The sequence below is a fragment of the Algoriphagus hitonicola genome (genome assembly GCF_900113375.1).
In the GTDB taxonomy this organism is placed as follows: domain Bacteria; phylum Bacteroidota; class Bacteroidia; order Cytophagales; family Cyclobacteriaceae; genus Algoriphagus; species Algoriphagus hitonicola.
This window is the reverse complement of sequence record NZ_FOPC01000015.1, coordinates 24,686-44,610: the sequence shown is the minus strand read 5'-3', so window position 1 is coordinate 44,610 and position 19,925 is coordinate 24,686. Positions and strand designations below refer to the sequence as shown.

The window sequence follows — 19,925 nt, the reverse complement described above, 5'->3', positions numbered from 1 at the left end:
TAATAATCATGAAAAGAATAACTTCACTTTTAATTTTAATAACATTAACTTTTTTTGTTGGCTGTAAACCGAGTTTGGAGGAAACTAATGCCGAATTACGAGAAGAGGTAATTGCAGTTCATGACGAGGTAATGCCTCTCATGGGCAAATTAAAATCGTTTGAAAAACAAGCCAATGATAAGATTAATGACTTGGAACAGTCCGAATCCGTTGATTCGGTTAGTGTAGAGGAACTCAAAGCACTTTATTACGATCTAAACCAGGCCTACGAAGGAATGTTCGTTTGGATGCGCCAGTATGAAATCGAAGATGGAGAAAAATCTCCAGAGGAAATCGAGGCTTATCTTAAGGAACAAATGGAATCAGTTTCCAAAGTCAATGATGACATTAAAGCTGCTTTGGAAAAAGCCGAAAAGCACTTTTCAAATCAGTAATTTTCAGGCCTTTCTCTCAAATACTTTTCAACTTCCGAAGAGGAGATGACTCCTTCCTTCATTCCCCAAATATTATATAAATACGTGGTGATTTGGGCGATTTCCAAGGGTTTTAGTGTGGTGTTTGCAGGCATGGGCTGATCGTAAACCTGCCCATTTACAGTGATTTCCCCTTTCTGTCCGTGACGCATAATCCAAACTGACCGGTGAATGCTTTCTTTGAAATAATCAGCTTCACGCAAAGGAGGAATTAATTTACCCAAACCTCTTCCGTCATTTTGATGACAATTTCCGCAATAGCTTTCATAGAGTGTTTTACCGATTACGGCATACTGCATCACTTCTGGATCCGAAATTTTGGACAACTCATTTTCCTCATTGGTGGATTTTGGTGCACAAGCCCAGCTCAGCGCGATTATAATAATCAGTGCCTTTTTCATGGATGGAGCAGTTTTGGGATATCGCCAAGCAAACGGTCCACCTGATCGGATTTAGTGCCGTCATAAACTCCTCGGATGTGGCCGTTTTGATCCACGAGTACAAATGCGCCGCTGTGTAGAAATCCCCCTGGCTCATTTTGATCTTCCATGGCCGTGGTGAGATAGCTCGTCTGCCCGATTTCATAGATTTTTTCCGATTCTCCCGTCAGAAAATTCCAGGTGGAGGCATTTTCTACACCTAGTTTTTCGGCGTATTCCTTCAAGACTTCCTGCGTATCGTGGGTCGGGTCTATACTGTGGCTGAGGATTTTGAAATTCGGATTGTCACCAAAGGCATCATAGACGCGGAGCATTTCTTTTTTCATAATCGGACAGATGGTAGGGCAGGTAGTAAAAAAGAAGTCGGCCACATAGACTTTTCCCTCTACGGTCGAATTGTCAACCACCTGACCTTCTTGATTGATAAATGAAAAGTCGGCGATTTTATGATAAACCGTATCCTGTTGGACTTCTCCGTCTACTTCAGTTTCCTCCATATGCCAATTGCCCAATTTGGGTAGAGGCTGCTCAGATTCTTGATTTCCGGAGTTGCATTGCCAGAAAATTCCTCCGGTGAATACTAAACCAATAAGTATTATGGACTTACGCATGTGAAGTTTAAGATTTGGTGCGATATTTTTTATAAATTCTGATGCCTAGCATCAAAATGATTCCCAATCCTACTAATCCCGCGATTCCCCAAATCATACTGAGGGTGTTTTTTAATACGATCAAAAATACAATCGCAAAGAGTAGCAAGGTGGAAGCTTCATTCCAAATCCTTAACTGAGTGGATGTCCAGCGAGTTCGTCCATTTTGTAATTCTTTGAATAATTTATGGCAACCCAAGTGGTAGACATACAGCAAAAGGACAAAAGCTAATTTTGCCTGCATAAAACCCAGCTCCAAATAGCCCAGGCGGTACATCAATACCCAAGTGCCAAAGATCAAAGTTAGAATCGCCGATGGCCAGGTAATAATATACCAAAGCCGTGAAGCCATGAGGTCAAGTTGGGGTTTGAGGATTTTCCGCTCAGCCTCCGGGCGCTCCATCGCCTCAGTCTGATAGATAAACAATCGGACAATGTAGAAAAGCCCTGCAAACCAAGTGACTACAAAAATGATGTGAAGTGCTTTGATGTATTCGAAACCCATGTCAGAATTTTCGGCTAAATTAAGGCCTAAACAGTTTAAGCCCTAAAGTTTTTGAAAACTAACCGTATTATCTTCTTTGTGTTTGCTATTTCGGTCACAGCCTTGATTGCCTATATTACCGTAGAAAGTTTTTCGGGCAGGAATTTGAACCAATTTGAGGGAAAATTGGAAGAAATGGACTTTTATCGCAATGAAAATAATACGGGTCCTGTTTTGAGGATTTATGCTGTCAAAGTTTATGAAGCAGACCAAGAAATGATGCAGGAATATGCGAAACTGATGCCCCACACTAAATATGGGAGAACCATGGTTTTTTTCTTTTCCGATAAAATTGAAGAGCAAGTGAAAGTGGGACCAAAGGAACCCTACTTCGATCCTGTCCATAATCCTTTTTTGCTAGCGAGTTTTCTGAAGACTCCCATGAGTGAAGAGCGGTTTAATTACTTAGGCAATGATTAAAAGGAAAAGTCTGGAAGAATACAAACGGGGAGTGCTCGATGGAAATCGGGTGGTTCTTTCTCAAGCCATTACCTTGGTGGAAAGTAATCTTGAATCGGATTCGGAACTTGCCGGAAAATTGGTTCAGGAGCTACTGCCGCATTCGGGTAAATCCATTCGAATTGGGATCACGGGAGTTCCGGGTGTAGGGAAGAGTACGTTTATTGAGGCTTTTGGAAGTTTGCTTTTAGAAAAAGGAAAAAAAGTAGCCGTTTTGGCAGTGGATCCCAGCAGCCAAAAAACCAAAGGAAGTATCCTTGGGGACAAAACTCGAATGGAAAAACTAGCCTTGGATAAGCGGGCATTTATCAGACCCAGTCCCTCGGGAAGTACATTGGGAGGAGTCAGTGCCAAAACACGGGAAGCAATGCTTATCTGCGAAGCGGCGGGATTTGATGTGATATTGGTGGAAACGGTCGGCGTCGGCCAATCGGAAGTCGCGGTAAAAGGTATGGTGGATTTTTTCCTTTTGCTGATGCTCGCCGGGGCAGGTGACGAACTGCAAGGAATCAAAAAAGGAATCATGGAGATGGCCGATACGCTCTTGATTCACAAAGCAGACGGAGATAATCTCCCCGCAGCCAAAAGAGCAAAATCTACTTATTCCAATGCCCTGCATTTGTTTCCTTTGGGAGAAAATTCCTGGGCTCCGAAAGTGCTGGTGGGTTCCTCACAGACGGGTGATGGTTTATCTGAAGTTTGGGAAGCAATCCAAGTATTTCAGGATCAAATGATCCGCTCGGGTTGGTTTGAAAAAAATAGAGCAGATCAACGCTTAACATGGCTGCATGAATCCGTTCATGCAATTTTGGGGAAACTTTTTTATACCCATCCCGAAGTAAAAATAATGCTCCAAAAGGGAGAAATCGAAGTCCAAAAAGGGATAAAGAGTCCAATGACTTTTGCCCGTGAACTGACTAAATTATTTTTTTCATGAAAGCATTACTCTATGCGCTTCTTTTGGGTTTGGTTTCCTGCCAATCAAAAACAGCCCAAAATTATACTTGGGAAATTCAAGAATTGAGTGGTGAGCAATGTCCCGATGAAAACTGTGCCCGTGTGAATTTGACTTTTCCTATTTTTTCTGGCAATGACGGCGGTGACTCGATCAATTTAAGGATTGAGGAAAAACTCCATACTTATTTTTTTGACGATTCGGCGGATCTTGTGCTGGAGGATAAGATTGAGGTTTTTATCAAAGATTTTTCGGAGTTCAAAGCTGAATTTCCAGAGGCTTCGGGGGATTGGGAATTGGAAGTCAAATCCGATATCACTTATCAATCAGACTCTTTGATCAGTGTTTTTTTTGAGTATTATGTATTTACCGGAGGAGCACACCCCAATTCCTCGGTAAGTTTTTTGAATTTTGATGCACTGACGGGAGAAGAAGTGGGTATGGAGGATTTGATCTTGGACGACAAGGAATTGATGGGAATGGCAGAGCAGTCCTTTCGGGAATTTCATCAAATCCCTCAAACGCAGGAATTGAATGAAAGCAATCAGTTTTTCATTCCCGAATCGGGTTTCTTTTTGCCGCAGGCGATGGGATTCAAAGACGGGAAATTCTGGTTGATTTACAGTCCCTACGAGATTGGTCCGTATGCCATGGGCTATACGGAGTTGAGCTTTGAGCTGGAAAAGTTAAAAGGAATCGTGAGGCAATAAAAAAGGGCTGTCTCATAAATAGATTTATTGTCAGCCTGAGTCTTAAATATTCTTCGAACATACAAAAAGGAGATTACGAAAATTATGGTTTGAATCAAATTTTTGGTCACGCTGAGCGGAGTCGAAGCGTCCTCGTACCTTCAGACTCCCGTCTTTCGGGTGCTCGGACTGACCCCAATTTTGTGATATTAAGCATCTTTGTCATTGGTAGCGGAGTCGAAGGCCATTTCTACCGTTTTAGCCCACCTTACGATTTCGAGACTCTCGTCTCTCAAGTGCTCCATGTGACAAACTTCTCTTTTGAGACAGCCTCTTAATTTTAACGCATCAAAAATCCAGAAGGACCCCGACCCACTTCAAAGTCCCGAACTTCATTTCCGCTTTCATCCAAGACAGTGACTGTACCATTTCCTTGGAACCCATTGGCATTTGCCAAATAAATTTCACCTCTGAGCGGATCTGCACCTATTCCATAAAAACCAGAACCCTCGTACCAAGTTGGGTTTACCGTGGAATTGAAAAGCGAAAGGGTAGCAACAGCATCCACATAATCCGGAAATCCGGAACTTCTGATCAAGTACATGATGCCGTCATTTCCAAAAGCGATTTTGCCAGTGGCATTGGAAATAGGAAAAACATCGGTAGAGGCTGTGGTAAAATCATCCAAATTAAAACTATAGATTGTCACTTCCTCCAAACTTGTGGAAAAGAGGTAAATGCCTCCATTGGCTTCGAAGAATACTTTTGGGCTTCCTTCCACCTCGATGGTTTCGATGACCTCCTCTTCTTCAGCATCGATGACTTCCACGATTCCTTCTTCCGAGCCAGCTACCAAGATGAATTTTCCAAAAGAAATCAAATCTTCGGGTTTTCTGGACACGGGGATTTTGTTGGTGACACCGCCTCCATTGACATCTTGAACGACTGCAATGTAGGAATCGGGAGTATTGAAATCGGCGTCATAGGGTCCGTAATCTGAGATAAAAAGTTTCCCTGAGTTCACAGTCAAGGAGCGGGGCTGATCCAGATCCGCAGTGACAGCACCGATGCTTGCGAAATCGCCTGAGTTGACGATTTCAATTTTTCCGGTATTGGCGACTAGATAAAGTTGATCATTCTCTAAAACCAAATCCTGAAGCAATCCAGCAAAGGGTCTTCCATTGGCAGATTCAAATATATTAGGTTTCAGTTCGTCTGTAGCAGGATTTAAATGATAAACCTCACCGTCATTGCTACCAAAGGCGCCCTCATTCATAATCAGGATACCAGAGTCGAATTCTCCAAGTGGTTTTTCGGTTTCGCTGTTTGTACAGGAAAATAAGATGAATGCGAGTGCGATTACCTTGCTGAAGTGAAATAGATGTTTTTTCATAGCTGAATGGATAAATTAATATGATAAGATCTGCCCGGCATCGGTCTGAGATAGAGGACCTGATACTCGGTATTGAAAAGGTTTTGGATACGGAATTGAACGGGTATTTTCAAATCTCCCAGCTGAAAACCGGAACATCCCAGAGCTAAATCACTAAGGGAAAAAGCGTCCAAGGTCCGGGGATTATCCGCAGTCACATTCCGCTTTCCCGTAAAGGTATTTTGTGCAAAAAGGTAGAAGGCCCGATAGTGTGCTTTGATGGAAAAGTTTGCTTGATGCTGAGGAGTATAGGGAAGTTGTTTTCCCAAGCTAGGGTCATTTTCAGAGATTCCTCGAATCGATACGGCTCGGTTTAGGCTGTATTGCCATAGGTTTGTCCAGGTGATTTCCCCTGTTTTAAAGAAAACTTTTCCTTGGTATTCGATTCCTTCTGATCTGACTTTTCGGATGTTTTCCGGTGACCATACATTTCCCTGAGGGAGCCAAATGATCCAATTGTCCACATTCATATAGTAGCCAGTCAGACTTTGCTCAAGTGTTCCAGATTTCCATTCTAATCCCGCTTCGGAAGTCCAGGAGTTTTCGGGTAGGAGATCGGGATTTCCTCCTGGAGACCAAAATCGATCGTTGAGCGTGGGTACTTTGAATCCTTTGCCTCCTGAGAGATTTAGCTTCAGCTCTTGACTTCTATTTTCCCAAAAAGTCCAACCCAATCCCAAGCTGGGAATCCATGGTTGAATCCGTTCGCTGTAGGCGATTTGTCGCAAATTCAGCGCGATGTCCAGTTTCTCTGATGGTTCAAATTTGACAGACTGAAAAAGTTCGGCCCGCTGATCCAACGCCTGATAGGTGCTGAGCTCTCCGGTTTGGTGGGTGAATCTCGTTCCCAGATGAAAAAACCAATGCTCGTGAGCCTGATAATCCCATTCGGCTCCAAGTATAAATTGCTTGGTTCGATTGAGACTTTCATTGAAAATCTGGTTTTCGGCAATGAAACCAGTTTTTAACTGAATGGTACTTTTATCGCCATATCGCTCGTAATCCAATACCCAGCGGAGACTTTGATCCTGCTGTTGGTCTTGAGTTGAAGAACCCATCGGGGGCTGGATTTCCCGATCGGCATCATGGTACCACAGTGCTGTTTTGAGCTTTTTGTTTTCGGTAATTTTCCAAGCGAGGTCTTGGACGATACCCTGTTGATTTACTCGGGCATGATGTTGTTTTTGGATTGGGGTTTCGGGTAATGCAAGATTCCGGAAGGAGAAATTATTTTCTGTAAAATGCCGGTAAAACTTTGTTTGGGAATAGAATTTTTTTGAAGAAAAACTCCCTTTCAATTGGGTATTGGATTGACCGAAACTTCCGATTTCTTGAGTAAATGAAAATTCAGAACCCTGATCAAATTTATTCTCCGAGTTTAAGTGTAGACTTCCTCCGATGGCTTCATTTCCAATCAAGGCACCATTTGATCCGAAGTGTAAACTGGCGGATTCGAAAGCAAAAACCGGTAAAAGGGAAAGGTCACTTTGGCCAAGAGAGGGGCTGTTGAGCGGCATTCCATTCCAAAAAATAGCTGTATGTCCAGCAGAAGTGCCGCGAAAGGAGGGAGATGCAAGCATTCCCGGACCATATTCCCGGATGAAAACGGGACTTTGGGCAGACAAAAGTTCCCCGAGACTTTGCGATCCCACTAGTGCAAGATCCTCTTTTTTCCAGGTGATTTGCTTTTGGCCTTGGCTGTATCGCTCTAGGACAGCAGCATTCACTTCAATTTCCGATAAGGAAACTGTATCCTGCTTTTCCGGAATTTGCCCGAAAAAGGATAATACCCATACAAATAAAATCATGCCTGATCGAATTAATAATTGGTCAATTCGATTCGGGCTTGAAGAGAAATGGGAAGAGATGAAACGTAATCGGAAAATCCCGACGGCTGATGCATGTCTTCTTCGCTTTTCCTCCGAAAGCACAGAATCTACAGAATCAGGCAGGTCTCCTGGCTCGTCTGACTTTTGCTGCCTTCTCAGTCTCGATATTTTGGACCAATGGCGTGTGTGAGCAAAAGCTTTTTCCGGCAAATCCCGATTTTATCGGGACGGATCAGACTTACAGTTGCGGGGACAGCTTCGGTTTTACACCGAATTCCCTTTTAATCCTAAAATCAGATGATTTTAAGAACCCGTTTCCAATGCAAACATAGTCGGTATTCCCTTGGTAATGCAAGGCTGCCAAAGATTTTTTTTGTATTCGGATTTTGGTTCCTGTTTATTTGGGTCAAAATTACCTGATCAACCCTTGAAAAATTTTCCTGTTTTTACGTCAATTCGTTTGCTGGGACTCTGGGTTTTATTTTCCTGTACGAGTCCAAAACGGGATATTGCTGAACTCAATCCAATAGAGCTCAACTATGCCCAAGGTTTCGAAATTGAGCGGGGAGCAGATTTTTGGGTGGTGAGTGTGACCCAACCATGGACCGGAGCGGATCAAACGTTTCGGTATTTGATTTTGGAAGAAGATAGCCAGCAGGAAAGTCAGGGCTATGATGCGGTAATTCAACTACCGGTCAAGGAAGTTGTCTTGACTTCGACTACCCAGATCCCGCATTTGGACTTATTAGGTGAAACTGCCAAGCTGAAAGGTTTTCCAAATCTTGACTTGATTTCTTCTGGAAAAGTATGGGACCTGATCGAGCAAAATCAGGTCATTGATTTGGGGTCTGGCCCATCTGCCAACATTGAGATGCTACTCGATATGGAGCCCGATTGGGTGATGATTTCGACACTGGGTGAGGATCTGAAAAATCTAGAGGTGCTCAATCGATCTGGAATTCCGGCGGTGATCAATGGAGAATATGTCGAGCAGCATCCCCTGGGAAGAGCAGAATGGATCAAGTTTACAGGGCTTTTACTCGGGGATTTGGAGGAGGCAACCGCTGTTTTTGAGAAAATTGAAAAGGATTATCAGGACGCCTTAAAATTGGTGACTGAAGGTCCTGAATTACCCAAGCCAACGGTTTTGTCGGGAGTACTGTATCAGGATGTCTGGTTTGCTCCGGGAGCGGATAGTTGGGGCGCACAGATTTTAAAAAATGCAGGGGGAAATTATATTTTTCAAAATCAAAAAGGAACTGGAAGCCTGGAGTTGAGCTATGAATATGTTTTGGATCAGGGGATGGACGCGGAATATTGGATCGGTTCAGCTGATTATTCCAGTTTGGGCGAAATGGCAAGTGCAGAACCTCGTTATCGGTCATTTGATGCATTCAAAAATGGGAAAATTTACACGTATACGGGTAAAAAAGGACCGAAAGGCGGACTTGAATATTTTGAATTAGGCTATATGCGTCCAGATTGGGTATTGAAGGATTTGATCAAAATCCTACATCCTGAGCTGCTTCCAGAGTATGAATTGTATTTTTATACCCAAATTCATGAATAGCAATCGACCTACATATTTTCTGATTTTGGGACTTATCCTATTGCTGTTTTTTTTTCTAGTCAATATTAGCTTGGGTTCGGTCAGTATTTCAGTTTCAGAGATCATACATGGGTTATTTTTTTCAGATTGGGGTCGGAGCTCCTATGAGCAGATTATTATCAACTATCGATTTCCAAAGGCAATTGTGGCAATTATTGCTGGAATTGGGCTGAGCCTAAGTGGATTACAAATGCAGACTTTTTTTAGAAATCCTCTGGCCGGTCCTTATGTATTGGGGATCAGTTCGGGTGCTGGATTTGGCGTAGCGATTTTGATTTTGGCAGGATCTATTTTAGGATACGGTGCGGGCAGTATTCATCCCTGGACCATTTCCATAGCGGGTACACTTGGGGCAGGATTGGTTCTTTCTCTAGTAAGTTTGGTAGCTTGGCGAGTGAAAGATTCCATGACTTTATTGATCGTAGGGATCATGTTTGGCGCAGCCGTGTCTGCGGTGATTTCAGTGCTTTCCTATTTTTCAGGTGCCGAAGCGCTCAAATTATTCACGATTTGGTCGATGGGAAGCTTGGGGAGTTTGGGCTGGAATCAAGTGGGAGTTTTAGCAGTAACTGTAATTATCGGAATGCTGCCGCTTTTATTTTCAATTCGATCATTTAATGCTCTTTTGCTCGGTGAATCCTATGCCAAAAGTATGGGGATAAGTACGGTTCGCTTGAGATGGTGGATGATCGGAAGCACGGGATTGATGGCAGGGGCGATTACGGCTTTTTGTGGACCGATTGCTTTTGTAGGAATTGCCGTACCGCATCTTGCTCGGATTGTCTTCAAAACTGCCGACCATCGGATCCTTTTTCCTGCTTCGGGAATTTTAGGGGCGATGTTATTATTAGTCTGTGACAGTATAGGACAACTCCCCGGCATGGCCGAAAGCCTTCCGATTAATGCAGTAACTTCTTTAATCGGTGCTCCTGTGGTGATTGGCTTGGTATTGCGAAGAAACTTCAGTAAAGAATTTTAGGTATGGAAAGCGTCGCGGTAAAAGGAGAAGGTCTTTCTTTGGGTTATCTGAAAGGGAAGCAGCGCAAAGTGATTTTGGAGCAGCTCAATTTTGAGTTGAAAACCAAAGAGCTTACTTGTTTGCTCGGTCCAAATGGCGTAGGAAAATCCACCTTGGTCAAAGCCATGATGGGCCAATTGATTCCATTTGAAGGAAAACTGGAACTGAAGAAAAAAAATGTCTCGGAATATGCTCATGACTCTCGGGCAAAAATGCTTTCGGTGGTGCTTTCTGAACCTCATTTGCCGGGTAATTTGACCGTAGAGCAGTTGGTTTCATTAGGACGAACTCCTTATCTCAAATGGTACGGTGCTTTGGATACCAGCGACAAGGCTGCGGTTAACCGGGCCTTGGAAATTACTCAGGTGGATTATATCAGAAAAGAACTGGTCAATGAAATATCCGATGGACAGCGGCAAAAAGTATTGATCGCAAGGGCATTGGCTCAGGATAGTCCCGTGATGATCTTGGATGAACCCACTGCTCATTTGGACTTGATCAATCGGTACGAAATCATGCGACTTTTGCAAGAAATCGCGCATGCGGAATCCAAGGCTATTTTAGTGGTCACGCATGATTTAGAGATTGCGCTGGAGTCCGCTGATCAATTTTGGTTGCTTTCCTGCGGACTTCCGTTGATTACCGGAAAGCCAGAAGATTTGGTTATTTCAGGTCAGATCAATCAACTTTATCCTTCCGATCGCTATGAGTTTGATCTTCTCCGGGGAAGAGTAAGACTTCGGGAAGAATCCTCGAATTTAGAAATCATCGGAGATCAGGATTTGACTTTTTGGGTGAAGAAAGCACTGCTGAAAGCTGGATTTCAACAGTTAGATGGGCCCGTTTTAATTCAGAGTAATCCCATTCTTCTCCGATACCAGGAGCTGGAATTCTCAAGACTGGACAAATTGATTGATTTTTTGAGAAAAAATTAAACACACTATTCCTATCAATTTTATAGGGAATTGCTTTTTGCAAAAACTTTATTTATATATTTGTCACACTAATTATTGGTATGACACAAGAGCAATTTGCAAAATATTCCTTTTTGCTGGACCGTACGGCCCGAAAGGTAAAGCAGTATGCACAGCAGCAGTTTAAGGATGGTGATTTTGACGTAACCGTGGATCAATGGTTGGTTTTAAAAAACCTATCTGAAAATGGGAAAATAAGTCAGACTGAGTTGGCCAACTTAGTATTTAAAGATCATCCGACATTGACCCGAATTGTGGATTTGCTTTGCAAAAAAGGATATGTGGAGCGAGAGCCTCATCCTCAGGATCGTAGAAGTTTTCATCTAAATCTCACCCCTGAGGGTGTGTCCAAAGTCACTGCCCTTCGACCTAAAATTCTTGAGATTCGCGAAAAAGCATGGGAAAATCTTAGCGAACAGGATTTTGAAGAGTTTAAACGGATTCTGAATACGATTTATCAAAATCTGGATGGACAATTGCTAGAAGAATAAGTTTAGTGTGCTAATAATTATTATACGAACAAAAATCATCATTCGGGGGTTTTTCCCATAAAGTAAAAATAGTATGATTCATACAGACCTTTGCATCATCGGAGCCGGACCTGTTGGCTTATTCGCAGTATTTGAAGCAGGATTGCTTAAAATGCGCTGTCATCTTATCGATGCTCTACCCCAGGTGGGAGGGCAGCTTTCGGAGATCTATCCCCAAAAGCCCATTTATGATATTCCAGGCTATCCTGAGGTGAAGGCGCAGGAATTGGTGGACAATCTGATGGAGCAGATCAAGCCGTTTTCACCCACATTTACCCTAGGTGAGCGAGTGGATCATCTTGATCGGCAGGAGGATGGTTCCTTTGTCGTCACCACCAATGAAAAAACCCATATTCACGCAAAAGTAATTGTGATTGCAGGAGGCTTGGGTTGTTTTGAACCAAGGAAACCTGTTTTGGAAAATCTGGAGCTTTTTGAAGGCAAAGGCGTGACTTACATGGTGAAAAATCCGGAGACGTTCCGGGATAAGAATGTAGTTTTGGCCGGAGGAGGCGATTCTGCTTTGGATTGGACGATATTTTTATCCAATGTGGCCAAGAAAGTAACCCTAGTACACAGAAATGAGACTTTCCGCGGTGCCCCGGATTCGGCTGCCAAAGTGTTTGACCTGGCTAATCAGGGAAAAATAAATTTGATTTTGTCTGCCAATTTGAAACAAGTCAGCGGAAATGGAAAGCTAAATGCCGTGACATTGGAATCCAAAACGAAGGAGGAAATCAAGATCGAATCGGATTATTTGATTCCACTTTTTGGTTTGAGTCCCAAGTTGGGTCCAATTGCCGAATGGGGTTTGAGTATCGACAAAAACGCTATCGAAGTGGATACCAGAGACTACTCTACCGGTGTAGAGCGTATTTATGCGATCGGAGATATCAATACCTATCCGGGAAAATTAAAATTGATTCTTTGTGGATTTCATGAGGCAGCGATCATGATGCATTCCGCATTCAAATATGTCTATCCTGACCAAAAATTGAGCTTCAAATATACCACCGTGAATGGTGTCAATTCATTCTAAAGATTAAATTTGCGGCATGGTGAATTTTACAGTTGAAGATCTCGACGGAAATCGTCAAGAAATAGAAGCTCCCGATGACATGGGATTTAGTTTAATGGAAATTCTGAAGGCCTCAGAATATCCCATTTTAGCGACTTGTGGAGGAATGGCCCTCTGCGCTACTTGTCACATCGAAGTCCTTGAAGGCTCGGATGAATTGGGTCAGGCTTCCGATATAGAGCTTGATCAATTGGAAAATTTACCGGAGTATTATCCTACATCCCGATTGGCCTGCCAAATCCGAATTTCGGAAATGCTGGAAGGCGCTGTGATCAAATTGCGAGGAGAGGATGTGATTTGAGAAATAAATAAAAATATAAATTTAACCACCTAGAAATGGGTGGTTTTTTCGTTCTCATCGATTTCAATAATTAAAAGCAGGTGATCCAAATTCAAAACGATAAGTAACCTCAGTCTCTACAAATTCCTCAGTCACGAAGTCATAAAATTGCTGCTGGGCAACAAGCTTGATGGATTTTTGCCTTTGGAAAAACTCCAGACTTTTGATTTTAAAATAGGTGTCAATCCTATTTGGGTCGGTATAATAAGTGCCGTCATCTCCAAAAAAACTTAATTCTAAGCTGTTATTTTTTCCCAGGTGTACAATTCTTCTCGTGACCCCACAGCCCATGATTGTTTCTTCTTCCATGATCTCTTCATTATACCATCTGTGAAAGTCGAAATAGTCAAAATCCATGATGGGGGTTTCTTTGTTCAGACGCCATTCGATAGAAAAGAATTCACTGCAATAGGAGAAGTCGTCAATGTGCTCCGTAGTCTGCCGACCAGATCTTGAAAAATCAATCGGAATCGCAGTGGTAATGGATACCGCGTTGTACACACCATAAGGCTCCTCCTGAATATCGGGTAAATCAATTTTTGTACAGCTACTCAAAAATAGAAGAGCTAAAATCAATGGAAAAAAGTTATTTGTCATGGTTAAAGATAAGAGATTTTTAGGCTATCTGTTGTTCGACGGATATAGAACTATATTGGTTTTAGAGTTTTATTCGATTGCCAATCGGAAAATGATAGGTTTTGTATCGTTTTTTGACTCAAAACCGTCTTTAGGTACAAAACTCTTTCTCATTGTCATGAAAATAAATCACGCTTTATTTTTATTGCTTTTCCTTTCTTCCTGCTTTGCTTTTGAGAGCGAGCAAAAGGAAGATTTTTTGGCTGAGATGGAAGTGCTTTATGAGGAAATCCAAAGCTTGTCCAGTTCGCAGACTTGTTCTGATCTCGGTGAATGGTCTTTTGTCGCTTTGGGAAGTAAGCCTTGCGGAGGCCCTTGGGAATATACCGCCTATTCCAAGCGAATAAATGTTCCTGAGTTTCTAGCCAAAGTAAAACGCTAAAATGAGCTTCAGGAGAAGGATAATATTCAGAACAACCGATTTTCGGACTGTATGTATGTCGGGCCGCCAGCTGATGTGATCTGTGAGAGAGGAAAACCGGTGTTGGTCTATAATACTGATTCTTGAGAAAGATGGTAATTTCTTACCGGATTTAATCAAGATCAGAGGTTTTAGACATTGAGCATTTTCTCCAAAATCCTAATCGCCGCCTCCGATAATACCGTTCCCGGTCCAAAAACTGCCGCTACACCCGCTTCAAAAAGAAAGTCATAATCCTTTGATGGGATCACTCCTCCGGCCACGACCATAATATCCGGTCTGCCTAAGTTTTTTAATTCTTGGATCAATTGGGGGATGAGAGTTTTGTGGCCTGCGGCTAAAGAAGAAGCTCCTACAATGTGGACGTCGTTTTCGATGGCTTGCTCAGCGACTTCTTTGGGTGTCTGAAACAAAGGCCCAATGTCCACATCAAAACCTAAGTCAGCAAATCCAGTCGCAATGACTTTGGCTCCTCGATCATGTCCATCCTGTCCCATTTTTGCGATCATGATGCGCGGTCTGCGTCCTTCCATTTCAGCAAATTGATCAGCGAGGGCTGTGGCTTTTTTAAATGAATCTTGGTTTTTCACTTCAGCGGCATATACTCCTGTAATCGATTTTGTTTGGGCCTGATGTCTTCCAAAAGCCTTTTCCATCGCTTCGGAAATCTCACCTAAAGTAGCTCTTTTTCGGGCTGCTTCGACTGCTAATTCCAGTAGATTTCCTGTTTTGTTTTTGGCAGCAACAGTTATTGCCTCCAGGCTTTGGATGACTTCCTGAGAATTTCTACTCCTTTTTACGTTTTCCAGTCGCTTGATTTGGGATTCTCTGACTGATTGATTATCCACTTCACGAACCTCAATTTCCGAATCTTCCTCTACCTGATAGCGGTTTACACCCACAATGATATCTTTGCCTCCATCGATCCGGGCTTGTTTTTTTGCGGCAGCCTCTTCTATTCGGAGCTTCGGCAAACCAGCTTCAATGGCTTTGGCCATTCCACCCAGATTTTCCACTTCTTCGATCAGGGTCCAAGCTCGCTGAACCAGTTGGTCAGTGAGGTATTCGACATAATATGAACCGCCCCAAGGATCTACTACCTCGGTGATTCCGGTTTCCTCCTGCAAAATCAATTGCGTATTTCTTGCGATCCGAGCAGAAAAGTCTGTCGGCAATGCAATCGCTTCATCCAGGGAATTCGTATGCAGTGACTGCGTGTGGCCCATGGTCGCACCGAGTGCTTCGATGGCTGTGCGTGCGATATTATTAAATGGATCCTGTTCGGTGAGCGACCATCCTGAGGTTTGACAGTGCGTTCTCAGGGCTAGGGATTTTTGGTTTTTTGGGTTGAATTTTTGGACGATTTTGGCCCAAAGCAATCTTCCCGCTCTGAGTTTGGCGATTTCCATAAAATAATTCATTCCTATGGCCCAAAAGAAAGATAATCTTGGTGCAAAATCATCAATGTCCAGTCCGGCTTTGACTCCGGTTTTCAAATATTCCAACCCATCTGCCAAGGTATAGGCAAGCTCAATATCCGCCGTAGCACCGGCCTCCTGCATGTGGTAACCTGATATGGAAATGGAATTGAATCGAGGCATCTTTTTGGAAGTATATTCAAAAATATCTGCGATGATATCCATACTTGGAAGAGGAGGATAGATGTAGGTGTTTCGCACCATAAATTCCTTCAGAATATCGTTTTGGATCGTTCCGCTCAGTTTTTCGGGACTCACGCCTTGCTCTTCGGCCGTAACGATGTAAAAAGCCAAAACCGGAATTACTGCTCCGTTCATTGTCATCGAAACGGACATTTGATCAAGAGGAATTTGATAAAAAAGGATTTTCATGTCCTCAACCGTGTCTATCGCCACTCCGGCCTTGCCGACGTCGCCTTCGACTCGGGGATGATCCGAATCATATCCCCGGTGAGTTGCCAGATCAAAGGCCACAGAAAGGCCCTTTTGGCCGGCAGCTAGATTTCTCCGATAGAATGCATTGGATTCTTCGGCAGTCGAAAAACCCGCATACTGTCTGATCGTCCAAGGTCGCTGTACATACATGGTCGAATAAGGGCCGCGTAAGTAGGGAACTATTCCCGCCGAAAAATCCAGATGTGGGAGTCTGATGATTTTTTTAGGATCAAAAACCGAGGGAATTTCGATCTGCTCTGGAGCTTCCCATCTCTGGATTTCAGAGCTGCCTAGCTCATTTATTTTGGAGTTCCATTGGGTAAAATCAGGTCTCATGAGCTTAATTTTTGGCTTTCAAGGAGGTAAGTTGCCCGAGTGGGTTTCAATTCAAATTCTTGCTCTTGAATCACTTCAAAGGCCAAATTGTTGACTAATTTTCCCTCAGGGCTGAATCGATTGGCACCTACAACCGTTTTTTCTTGGTTGAGCACTTGTCGTTGGATTGCTTCTCGGTTTTTTCTGACTTCAGTGTGAATGGAGCGATTGGAAAAACTGTGTAGCCATCCGCCATTTTTTTCAAGGGTGGCAATTCGCTTTTTGATTTCTGTCTCAAAACCAGATTGAATTTTATCCAAATAATACGAACCCGCAGCGGGATCAATGACTTTATCAAAATAACTTTCTTCCCGAAGCAGCGTGGAGATATTTCGAGCGATTCGCCGCTCTAGAGCTCCTGGAATTTTCTCTGCCGGGCAAATCCAAAGAGCATTGCATCCACCCAAAACCGCAGAAATCGCTTCATAGGTTTGTCGGATGTAATTTGAGTTTTTGTCCACAAATGATTTGCTCCAAGTGGAAGTTGAGCACAGTAAATGGATGTCTTCTTGGCTTAATTCTATTTGGAATTTATCGGCAACTTCGGTGATCAAATTTCTTAATGCTTTGAGTTTGCTGATTTCAGGAAAATGATCTGAATCCACGGCACTGTGAAAAGTGATATTTTGGAAACAGGTTTTCTTATCAATTCCTCTTTCTTCAAGTTGGGCCACCAACTCAATTAATTCACCTAATCCGAACGCAACTTCCTGGATTCCCGTGGCACCAGAATTGGCATATCTAGCCAAATCCAAGGTGAAAGCATGGAATTTAGGAAAGGGGCTGAGGGATTGGAGTAAATCTATCCCAAGTTTTAGACCTTTTTCAAAAGTAGTTTCTCCCTCAAAAAGAGAGGTCGTAGGCGACCAAAGTATAGCTCCCTGCAATTGTTTGGGATTGAAGTTTTTGGATTTTACCCAATTGATAAATTCAAAAACAGGATCCAGATTGTTTTTCGATGGAAGCAGATAAACACTGATGTATTCCAATAAGACATCTTTGAAAAGAGTATCCCAGTTTTCATTCCCTTCGAGCTTCAAGATCAGCGCCTCTGCACCGTTTTGGAGTTGATCAAGAATCTCCGTATTGGTCTTGGGATTCGTCGTGTTTTCAATCAAAACGGCATTAGACCAGTACCTAGCGCCCATTCCGGGCAGCTCTGGATCAAGGTGAAATTTCATGGGTTGAATTGGATCCTCGAGATCTTCCCGAGTATAGAAGGGTTCTTGGCGGATTTCTCCCCAGGCAAAACTTAGGAGAGACTGGTCAAAGTCTTTTCCTTTCAGGTCTTTTTCCACCTGTTTGAGCCAGTCGGATTTCCGACTCGGTTCAAAAGGGTAAAAATCAGATTGAGTCATATTGGGTTTTTATCGGATGCGTTTAGGTTTTTCCTATCAGAGCATTTCAAAATTAATGAATTGTCCCAAACGGTGTGGAAATACTTTGATCAATTCTGCCCTCTAGGCTAGCGGTGGAATTTATATTTTAAACGCAATAATGGAGTTTTCTTTGGAATAGCTCATTCAACTTTTTCGGGAAAGCAGAAAAACAGAATTTAATTTGGCGAAGCAGAGAAATAAACAAAAATCCTGATTTTCAAGTTTGGAAACATTTTTTATTTAAGTGAATTTTCTACAAATTTGACCCCCTTGTAGAAATCCGTCCGGGTCTTTGTTTTTCAGAAATCTTCTCTAATGAGTTCAGAAGCTAGCGCAGTTTGGAATGAATGTTTACGTGTCATCGAGCAACACGTGAATGAGCAGAGCTTTTCAACTTGGTTTAAGCCAATCAATCCTGTAAAGCTGGAAGGGACGAGTCTGACGATTCAGGTCCCCAGTCAGTTTTTTTACGAATGGCTGGAGGATAATTATATCCAGGAATTGAAGCTGGCCATAAGGACGACCCTGGGATCCAGCGGGAGATTGGAATATGCCGTAGTTGTGGACAAAGGAAACTCGGCAAATCAACCCTACGTCGTGTCCTATCCACAGGGGAATCACGGTTCTAAAAAAGGAAACAATCAGATGCCAACCGAGCAAAAGATTACTCCTTTTGAGATGCAATCCCTTGGAGCAGAAGCCCTTACTCAAAGCAATTTAAATCCAACCTATACATTCGGCACCTATATTGAGGGCGATTGTAATCGCCTTGCCCGATCAGCTGGATTTGCAGTCGCTACCAAGCCGGGGATTACTTCTTTTAATCCCTTGATGGTATACGGAGGAGTAGGTTTGGGAAAAACGCATCTGGTTCAGGCTATTGGAAATGAGATCAAAAATGGACCAGAAACGAAATTTGTACTTTATGTTTCTTCTGAAAAATTCGTGAATCAATTCATGGATTCTATTAAGGATGGAAATGTGAAAAGTTTCACCAATTTTTACATGCAAGTGGATGTGTTGATCATCGATGACATTCAATTTTTGGCGGGAAAAGATCGTACTCAGGAGATGTTTTTCCATATATTCAACCATCTTCATCAGAATAAAAAACAAATCATTATGACCTCGGATTGTCCTCCGAGGGATCTGAAAGGTTTGGAAGAGCGATTGCTTTCGAGATTCAAATGGGGATTGACCGCAGATCTGCAAATGCCGGATTTCGAGACGAGAGTGGCGATTATCCGTCGCAAAATGCAGTCTGAAGGAATTTTTATACCGGATGATGTGGTCGAATATCTCGCCTATACCGTGGATACCAATGTCCGGGAGTTGGAGGGGATTTTGATTTCTTTGATCGCTCACGCTTCGCTCAATCGAATGGAGATCAATCTGCAGTTGGCCAAGACGGTGATGAAAAACATCATTAAGGATATTGAAACTGAGGTCGGTATTGATTTTATCCAAAAGACCGTTTCGGAATACTATTCGATCAATTTAGATGATCTGAAAGCCAAAACGCGTAAAAAGGAGATCGTGGTGGCCCGTCAGGTAGCCATGTATTTTTCAAAAGAATTTACCAATCATTCCCTCAAATCAATCGGTTATCATTTTGGCGGCAGGGATCACTCCACCGTGATTCACGCTGTGCATACCGTAAATGACATGATTGAAACGGATAATTCTTTCAGGAATGCGATTACTGAGCTGAAGAAAAAATTCAAGATGCGATCTTATTGATCCAGCTTTTTTCCCATCGTTTCCTCAAACTTTTCTAACAGGGAAATATATTTCTTTAGAATATTCTCAATGAATTTGCCCTGAGTATCAATATCGTAGATTGGGTTGTATTGGATCCGATCAATCACCATATCCAGCCAAGGTTTACCTTCATCGATCAATTCGGCATGAAAAGCTTCTACCGTGAGATCCCGGGAACCGGTAAATGGACCTTTGTCAAATTTTTTGAAATAACCATTCATGACCTTCAGCGCCAGTTCATGAGACACTTCAAAACTTATGATCAATTCTCTGGATTGAGAATCAGAAAGTGGTCCTTTTTTACTTCTTTGACCATAAATCCTAAGGTCTTCAAGCGACGATTTGAATTCCTCAAAACACTGTTCGCAGGAGGGGGGGAGGGATTTCATGAGGGTATTGGTTTTTCTACTTAAAAGTTAG

21 protein-coding genes and 1 riboswitch are annotated in these 19,925 nt (G+C 42.7%); of the genes, 12 read left to right on the top strand and 9 right to left on the bottom strand.

Annotation, left to right across the window (positions count from 1 at the left end; all coding sequences use genetic code 11):
* Positions 1-8 precede the first annotated feature (8 nt).
* Complete coding sequence (locus BM043_RS17025; RefSeq protein WP_143189565.1) at positions 9-434, top strand: hypothetical protein; 426 nt, start codon at positions 9-11, stop codon at positions 432-434.
* Here the strand turns inward: BM043_RS17025 and BM043_RS17020 are convergent.
* Genes BM043_RS17020 through BM043_RS17010 form a run of 3 tightly spaced genes read right to left on the bottom strand, consistent with a single transcriptional unit; the run spans position 428 to position 2,068 of the window.
* A complete protein-coding gene (locus BM043_RS17020) occupies positions 428-874 on the bottom strand; it encodes a c-type cytochrome (RefSeq protein WP_092793853.1) in 447 nt (148 codons plus the stop codon). The genes BM043_RS17025 and BM043_RS17020 overlap by 7 nt on opposite strands.
* Positions 871-1,524, bottom strand: coding sequence for an SCO family protein (locus BM043_RS17015; protein ID WP_092793852.1), 654 nt, complete (start codon positions 1,522-1,524; stop codon positions 871-873). The genes BM043_RS17020 and BM043_RS17015 overlap by 4 nt, the downstream gene beginning before the upstream one ends.
* A 7-nt stretch (positions 1,525-1,531) precedes the next feature.
* Positions 1,532-2,068: a CopD family protein gene (locus tag BM043_RS17010; protein WP_092793849.1), complete on the bottom strand. Its 537-nt coding sequence runs from the start codon at positions 2,066-2,068 to the stop codon at positions 1,532-1,534.
* 51 nt (positions 2,069-2,119) lie between these two features.
* On the opposite strand from BM043_RS17010, the gene BM043_RS17005 reads away from it, so the two are divergent.
* The 3 genes from BM043_RS17005 to BM043_RS16995 are packed head-to-tail and all read left to right on the top strand — an operon-like array spanning position 2,120 to position 4,231.
* The gene (locus BM043_RS17005; protein WP_143189564.1) at positions 2,120-2,527 is read left to right on the top strand and encodes a hypothetical protein; all 408 of its coding nucleotides are present in this window, start codon (positions 2,120-2,122) and stop codon (positions 2,525-2,527) included.
* Complete coding sequence (gene meaB / locus BM043_RS17000; protein ID WP_092793846.1) at positions 2,520-3,503, top strand: methylmalonyl Co-A mutase-associated GTPase MeaB; 984 nt, start codon at positions 2,520-2,522, stop codon at positions 3,501-3,503. The genes BM043_RS17005 and meaB overlap by 8 nt, the downstream gene beginning before the upstream one ends.
* Positions 3,500-4,231, top strand: coding sequence for a DUF3298 and DUF4163 domain-containing protein (locus BM043_RS16995; protein WP_092793845.1), 732 nt, complete (start codon positions 3,500-3,502; stop codon positions 4,229-4,231). Before meaB ends, BM043_RS16995 begins: the two co-directional genes overlap by 4 nt.
* 319 nt (positions 4,232-4,550) lie before the next feature.
* On the opposite strand, the gene BM043_RS16990 is transcribed toward BM043_RS16995, so the two are convergent.
* Together BM043_RS16990 and BM043_RS16985 are read right to left on the bottom strand one after the other, a co-directional pair.
* Positions 4,551-5,603, bottom strand: a complete 1,053-nt coding sequence (locus BM043_RS16990) for a YncE family protein (protein WP_092793843.1) — start codon at positions 5,601-5,603, stop codon at positions 4,551-4,553.
* Positions 5,600-7,450, bottom strand: coding sequence for a TonB-dependent receptor (locus BM043_RS16985; protein ID WP_092793841.1), 1,851 nt, complete (start codon positions 7,448-7,450; stop codon positions 5,600-5,602). Before BM043_RS16985 ends, BM043_RS16990 begins: the two co-directional genes overlap by 4 nt.
* A gap of 122 nt (positions 7,451-7,572) precedes the next feature.
* A riboswitch (cobalamin riboswitch) is annotated at positions 7,573-7,801 on the bottom strand.
* A gap of 97 nt (positions 7,802-7,898) precedes the next feature.
* Between BM043_RS16985 and BM043_RS16980 the strand changes: the two genes are divergently transcribed.
* From BM043_RS16980 to BM043_RS16955, 6 genes are all read left to right on the top strand, one after another.
* Entirely contained in the window at positions 7,899-9,041 is a 1,143-nt protein-coding gene (locus BM043_RS16980) for an ABC transporter substrate-binding protein (protein ID WP_245753069.1), read from the top strand.
* Positions 9,034-10,059 (top strand): iron ABC transporter permease, encoded by a 1,026-nt coding sequence (locus tag BM043_RS16975; protein ID WP_092793840.1) that lies wholly within the window; start codon positions 9,034-9,036, stop codon positions 10,057-10,059. The genes BM043_RS16980 and BM043_RS16975 overlap by 8 nt, the downstream gene beginning before the upstream one ends.
* Positions 10,060-10,061: 2 nt before the next feature.
* On the top strand, positions 10,062-11,033 hold the full coding sequence (locus tag BM043_RS16970) for an ABC transporter ATP-binding protein (protein WP_092793838.1): 972 nt from the start codon (positions 10,062-10,064) through the stop codon (positions 11,031-11,033).
* A gap of 80 nt (positions 11,034-11,113) precedes the next feature.
* A complete protein-coding gene (locus BM043_RS16965) occupies positions 11,114-11,563 on the top strand; it encodes a MarR family winged helix-turn-helix transcriptional regulator (RefSeq protein WP_092793835.1) in 450 nt (149 codons plus the stop codon).
* Positions 11,564-11,636: 73 nt separating this feature from the next.
* Positions 11,637-12,641, top strand: a complete 1,005-nt coding sequence (locus tag BM043_RS16960; RefSeq protein ID WP_092793833.1) for an NAD(P)/FAD-dependent oxidoreductase — start codon at positions 11,637-11,639, stop codon at positions 12,639-12,641.
* Between the two features lie 16 nt (positions 12,642-12,657).
* On the top strand, positions 12,658-12,981 hold the full coding sequence (locus BM043_RS16955) for a 2Fe-2S iron-sulfur cluster-binding protein (RefSeq protein ID WP_092793831.1): 324 nt from the start codon (positions 12,658-12,660) through the stop codon (positions 12,979-12,981).
* A 63-nt stretch (positions 12,982-13,044) separates the two neighbouring features.
* On the opposite strand, the gene BM043_RS16950 is transcribed toward BM043_RS16955, so the two are convergent.
* Positions 13,045-13,617 (bottom strand): hypothetical protein, encoded by a 573-nt coding sequence (locus BM043_RS16950; RefSeq protein WP_092793829.1) that lies wholly within the window; start codon positions 13,615-13,617, stop codon positions 13,045-13,047.
* A 157-nt stretch (positions 13,618-13,774) separates the two neighbouring features.
* On the opposite strand from BM043_RS16950, the gene BM043_RS19415 reads away from it, so the two are divergent.
* Positions 13,775-14,038 (top strand): hypothetical protein, encoded by a 264-nt coding sequence (locus BM043_RS19415; RefSeq protein WP_143189563.1) that lies wholly within the window; start codon positions 13,775-13,777, stop codon positions 14,036-14,038.
* A 170-nt stretch (positions 14,039-14,208) separates the two neighbouring features.
* On the opposite strand, the gene scpA is transcribed toward BM043_RS19415, so the two are convergent.
* Both scpA and BM043_RS16935 read right to left on the bottom strand, forming a co-directional pair.
* A complete protein-coding gene (gene scpA / locus BM043_RS16940; RefSeq protein ID WP_092793826.1) occupies positions 14,209-16,326 on the bottom strand; it encodes a methylmalonyl-CoA mutase in 2,118 nt (705 codons plus the stop codon).
* Positions 16,323-17,723 carry a methylmalonyl-CoA mutase family protein gene (locus BM043_RS16935; protein WP_092793824.1) on the bottom strand — a complete coding sequence of 467 codons (1,401 nt, stop codon included), beginning with the start codon at positions 17,721-17,723 and terminating at the stop codon, positions 16,323-16,325. The genes scpA and BM043_RS16935 overlap by 4 nt, the downstream gene beginning before the upstream one ends.
* A 336-nt stretch (positions 17,724-18,059) precedes the next feature.
* Between BM043_RS16935 and dnaA the strand changes: the two genes are divergently transcribed.
* On the top strand, positions 18,060-19,484 hold the full coding sequence (gene dnaA, locus BM043_RS16930; RefSeq protein ID WP_092793822.1) for a chromosomal replication initiator protein DnaA: 1,425 nt from the start codon (positions 18,060-18,062) through the stop codon (positions 19,482-19,484).
* On the opposite strand, the gene BM043_RS16925 is transcribed toward dnaA, so the two are convergent.
* Positions 19,478-19,894, bottom strand: a complete 417-nt coding sequence (locus BM043_RS16925) for a nucleotidyltransferase substrate binding protein (RefSeq protein ID WP_092793820.1) — start codon at positions 19,892-19,894, stop codon at positions 19,478-19,480. The genes dnaA and BM043_RS16925 overlap by 7 nt on opposite strands.
* Positions 19,895-19,925 lie beyond the last annotated feature (31 nt).